4 protein-coding genes are annotated in these 5,275 nt (G+C 69.8%); 3 read left to right on the forward strand and 1 reads right to left on the reverse strand.

Annotation, left to right across the window (positions count from 1 at the left end; all coding sequences use genetic code 11):
• Both AC5LUJ_RS19865 and AC5LUJ_RS19870 read left to right on the forward strand, forming a co-directional pair.
• Positions 1–1,415, forward strand: a 1,415-nt coding sequence (locus tag AC5LUJ_RS19865; protein ID WP_493465492.1) for a cytochrome P450, incomplete at its 5' end; no start/stop codon positions are given.
• Between the two features lie 112 nt (positions 1,416–1,527).
• Positions 1,528–3,153 carry an ABC transporter substrate-binding protein gene (locus AC5LUJ_RS19870; RefSeq protein WP_493465493.1) on the forward strand — a complete coding sequence of 542 codons (1,626 nt, stop codon included), beginning with the start codon at positions 1,528–1,530 and terminating at the stop codon, positions 3,151–3,153.
• Positions 3,154–3,201: 48 nt separating this feature from the next.
• Here the strand turns inward: AC5LUJ_RS19870 and AC5LUJ_RS19875 are convergent, their stop codons facing one another.
• On the reverse strand, positions 3,202–4,419 hold the full coding sequence (locus tag AC5LUJ_RS19875; RefSeq protein ID WP_250285953.1) for an acyl-CoA dehydrogenase family protein: 1,218 nt from the start codon (positions 4,417–4,419) through the stop codon (positions 3,202–3,204).
• Between the two features lie 580 nt (positions 4,420–4,999).
• On the opposite strand from AC5LUJ_RS19875, the gene AC5LUJ_RS19880 reads away from it, so the two are divergent.
• A complete protein-coding gene (locus AC5LUJ_RS19880; RefSeq protein ID WP_250285952.1) occupies positions 5,000–5,272 on the forward strand; it encodes a hypothetical protein in 273 nt (90 codons plus the stop codon).
• The last annotated feature ends 3 nt before the right edge of the window (positions 5,273–5,275 follow it).

Here is a 5,275-nt window from a genome sequence, read left to right on the forward strand (position 1 = left end):
TCGCCTTCCAGCACATCGCCTTCCAGTACGTCCGGAACAAAGGAGATCCACGGATGACGGCAACCGTCCCGGGTGTCACGTCGGCCCCCGGCCGGCTCCCGCTGCTGGGCCACATGCACCGGATGCTCAGCGAGCCACGCAGGTTCTTCGAGTCGCTGCGTGACAGCGGCGACATCGTCACCATCGGCCTCGGGCCGGCGCGGGCCTACGTCATCAACAATCCCGTCTGGGTGCACCAGATCCTCACCAGGGACGTCCGCAAACTCGACAAGGGCATCGCCTACGAGAAGTCGGCGCCCTTCCTCGGCAACGGGCTGCTGAACTCCACCGAACCGACCCACATGGCGCACCGCCGGCTGATGCAGCCGGCGTTCCACGCGGCCCGGATCGCCGGTTACGCCGACCAGATGCGGCAGGCCGCCGAACAGCGCGCCACCGGCTGGCGGGACGGCCAGACCGTGGAGTTCGTCCAGGAGATCCACACTTTCGCGGTGGCCGTGGTGTGCCGAGCGCTGTTCTCCTCCGATCTCGGTGACAGCGTCGCGGTCGAGGTCGAGGAGACCTTTCCCATCCTGCTCAAAGGCGTGGCCAGGCGGATCGCCTTCCCGGTCGGCTGGCTGGAGAGGCTGCCGACACCGGGCAACCGCCGCTTCGAGCGGGCCCGCCGCCGGCTCGACGAGGCGCTGACGGACGTCATCGCCCAGTACCGGGAACGGGGTGCCACCGACGGTGACCTGATGGCACTGCTGCTGGCCGCCCGCGCCGACGGCGGCCGCCCGGGCCTCACCGACCAGGAGATCCATGACGAGGCCATGGCGCTGTTCCTGGGCGGGGTGGAGACCGCGCAGGACGTGCTGAGCTGGACCTGTCACCTGCTCAGCCGGCACCCCGACATCCAGCAACGGCTCGCCGCCGAGGTGGACACGGTGCTGGCCGGCCGGCCCCCCGGCTATTCGGCGCTGGCCGACCTGGTCTACCTGCGGCAGGTTCTCACCGAGGCGCTGCGGCTGTTCCCACCGGGCTGGCTGCTGTCCAGGCGGACCATGACGGAACTCGTGCTCGGCGAACACCGGATACCGCCCGGAAGCAACGTGCTGTTCTCCCTGCACGCCATCCAGCGTGATCCGGCGGTCTACACCGTTCCCGAGGTCTTCGACCCGGACCGGTGGAGTGACGAGGGCACCGCGGCCATCCCCCGTGTTTCCTTTCTCCCTTTCGGTGCGGGCAACCGGAGCTGTATCGGCGAGCCGTTCGCCTGGGCGGAAATGATGATTTTCATGGCGGCGGTCGTCGCCCGCTGGACGCTGCACCCGAAACCCGGTTACAAGGTGCGCCCGAGCCGCTCGACGATGCTCCAGCCCACACGCGTGCCACTCGTCGTCCAGGCCCGACGGCCCGCCGCCCGGACGGCCTGACCGGCCCCGCTCCCCACACATGTCCGACGTCCACACACGTCCGACGTCCACACACGTCCGACAACGGCCGGCCGACCGCCGGCCGATACCCAACCCGTACAAGGACATCCATATGAGACCGAGAAATCCGTCCGGCTGTACCACCTGGCTCCGCCGCGCGGCGGGTGCCGGGCTGGCCGGTGTGCTGCTCACCGCCTGTGGGTCGGGCGGCACGGGCGGCGCGGGTGCCGCCGGGGCCGTCCCGAAGCCCGGCGGCCGGCTGGCCTTCGCGCTGACCTCTGACTTCGGCTGCCTCGACCCCCAGCAGGTCAGCTCGATCGACTCGGTCTACCCGGCACGCCAGCTCGTGGACTCCCTGACCGACCAGGACCCGGCCACCGGAAAGATCGTTCCGTGGCTGGCCGAGCGGTGGGAGACCAGCCCGGACGCGACGGCGTTCACCTTCCACCTGCGTCCGGGCGCGACCTTCAGCGACGGCAGCCCGGTCGACGCCCGGGCCGTCAAGGCGAACTTCGACACCGCCGGGAAACTCGGGACCATCGCCGCCCAGGCGGCCAGCTACCTGCAGGGCTACCGCGACACCACGATCGTCGACGACCTGACCGCCCGGGTGTCCTTCAACCGGCCGGCCGCCCAGTTCCTGCAGGCGACCTCCACCCACACCCTCGGGCTGGTGTCCCCCGCCAGCACGGCGAAGCCTCCGGCCGAACGGTGCGCGTCGGGCATTGTCGGCTCAGGGCCGTTCACCCTGGGCAGCTACCAGAAGAACCAGTCGATCACGCTGAACAGGCGGGCCGGCTACCACTGGGGCTCGACGCTGTGGAAGCAGCAGGGGCCGGCCTACCTGGACCAGATCGTCTTCCAGGTCCTCCCCGAGTCCGGGGTCCGTAACGGCAGCCTGCGGTCCGGGGCGATCGACGGCGACTCCGCGGTGGTATCCCAGGACGAGGCGAGCCTGCGCACGGACGGCTTCACGCTGCAGTACAAGTCCGCCCCCGGCCTGCCCTACGGGTTCAGCGTGAACACCGGACGCCCGCCCCTCGACGACACGGCGGTACGCCGCGCCGTCTCCCGGGCCATCAACCGGCAGGAGATCATCAGCACCGTCCTCACCCCGCTGACAAAGCCGGCGACAAGCCCGCTGGCCAGTTCCACCCCCGGCTACGTGAACCTCTCGGCGGACCTCGTCTTCGCCCCCGACGAGGCAAGGAAACTGCTGGACGACGCCGGCTGGCGCCCAGGGCCGGACGGCATCCGCACCAAGGACGGCAGGCCCCTCCAGCTCACCGTCCAGTACTTCACCGGCCAGACGTCGGCGAAAACGATACTGGAGCTGATCCAGCAGCAGCTGCGGGCCGTCGGCATCGCGGCGGCCCTGCACGAGGAACCGGTCGCCAACGGCGGCAGGGTGGTCCAGGCGAAAGGCTACGACCTGCTCTGGGGGCACACCAAGGGAGCCGACCCCGACGTGCTGCGGACCCAGTACTCCAGCACCGGCCTGAACTTCAACAACCTCAGGCCCGGCCCGCTGGACGACCTTCTCACCCGGCAGGCCGCCACCGCCGACCAGAACGCCCGCATGGCGCTCGTCAGACAGGCGCAGGAGCTCATTCTCACCAACCAGTACAACGTCCCCGTCATCGAGCTGACCGTCATCCTGGGCCTGTCGGCCAAGGTGCACGACGTCATTCTGAACGCCGACGCCCGGCTGCAGTTCCACGACGCCTGGAAATCCTGAGGCCCGCTCCGGGCCGCCCTGTTGTCCCGGTCGTCTCCCGCCACGGGGTCACCGTCGCATCAGGAGCGGCCCGCCCAGGAGGTACTGACCGACCATCTCGAAATTCGTCCGCGCGAGCGTGATGTGCTTGACCGCCGCGTGGATGTCGCGGAAACAGCGGTCCAGCCGGCTGGCGGCGTACAGGGAACTCGTCCCGGCCAGCTCGTAGAGCGTGTCCACGGCGGACACGGTGTTCTCACCCACGGCTGTGGCCGTCAGACGGATCAGTGCGCTGAGCTCCTCCCCGCTGTGATCCTCCCCGCCGTCGCCCGCCGACGCCGTCGCCTGGTCGGCGGCGTCGGCCAGCAGCAGAGCCGCCGCCCGCACCAGGATCTCCGCGCGGGCCAGCCCCGCCTGCACGATGTGGCCGGCGGCCAGCGGGCTCGTCGCCCTGGCGGGAATCTTCTCCCGGGCCAGCGACCGGAAGACCGTAAGGGCGTCCTGGGCTATTCCCAACGCCGTCGACGCCGTCGTGAACGGGGCGAAGTCGTAGTAGGCGATGCCGTAGCCCCGCGAGGGACGGTCGGCGGGGACGCCGCGCAGCAGCGAACCGTCAACCGTGTACTCCTCGGGGACGACCAGCCCGTCGACGTGGAAGGTCGTGCTTCCCGTGCCGCGCAGCCCCCCGGCGAACCAGTCGTCCACGAACCGGACGGCGCTCTTCGGCACGAAGATCATACGTGTCCGTGACCCGGCCGGAGCCGTGCGGGAGCTGTCGTCATCCACGAGCACCGCGGCACAGACCAGCCAGTCGGCGTGCGCCGAGCCGCTCGCGAACGACCAGGTGCCGTGCAGCCGATATCCGCCGGATGCGGGCTCGGCCCGGCCGGTCGGGTTGATCCCGCCGACCACCAGCCCCGTGCTCTCCCGGAAGAGCCGGTGCGCCACCGGCTCCGGCAGATAGTCCGACATCCGGCCGATCGCTCCCTGAACCCCCATCTGCCAGGCGACGGACGCGTCGAGACGGGCAAGCGCCCGCAGGACGGCCGAACCGGTCCGCACGCTGACCTGGCCGCCGCCGAAGTCACGCGAGACCCACATCCGGTGGATGTTCTCCGCGCGCAGCGCGTCGATGACCGCGGCCGGTGTCGTCCTTTCCCGTTCGCCCTGGTCCCGGTACCGGGCAAGCAGCGGAGCGATCCTCTCGACACGCGCGGCCCATTCCGTGGTCTCCGCGGAAGGAGAACCACCGCCGGGAAACACCCGGCACGCACACCCGTCGCTCATCTCAGCTCCCGCGAGAACACCTGAATGATCCATAATCTCCGGACTGCCAGGGATGATGCCGGGACAAGCCCCTCCGAGTGGCACAGATCGCGAAAGGCCCACCAGTCGTCCGGATATGTCCTTTCTGGGCGCGGACGGCTGTCAGCGGGATACCCACCGGCCAGGGACACCGACGTCATGGCGGGCGGCGTACCCGACAAGCCCGGTCGTCATGGTCGGCTCAATACCGCAACGGCACATGCGCTGACCGTGCTGGGAACACGGACGGGCAAACTGGACAGGTTGCGTTCGTCGCGGTCACGCCGCTTCCTCGAAGAGGAGCGCCCACGGCCGATTACGGGTTGGATCACAGGGTTGGATCACGAGGGCTGGCTTACGAGAGTTGGATTACAGAAGTTGCCTGCCACCGTCATCGAACATATGTTCACACTACCAGATGCGAGCCTTCGCGTGGCCGGCGGCCGGCACCGCCGGCCGGCGAGCAGGCCACAGCCCGGGCACGGCCGGACGACGCCCGGGCCGCGTCCCCGGTGACAGAGGCCCAGACGAACGCGCAACTCCACCAGACCGGAGGCAGCCGATGAGCGCGATCCCGTTCCCATTCGACGACGACGAAGGCGTCATCGACGGCCCCGGCGGGCCGGTCGTCAACCTCGGCCTGGATCCGGAGACCGACCGGGAACTGATCGCGCTCAGCCGGCTCCACGACATCCTCAGCGAGACCTCGGCCATGCGCGCGCAGGCCGCGGACCCCGCGCTGGACGACGTGTGCCGGGCCGAAGCCCGAGGATGGATCAAAGCCGCCCACGCGATCTTCTCCGTGGTCGACGACCTGCCCGACGGTGCCCTGTGAGCC

The sequence above is a fragment of the Protofrankia sp. CiP1_Cm_nod3 genome (assembly GCF_982290655.1).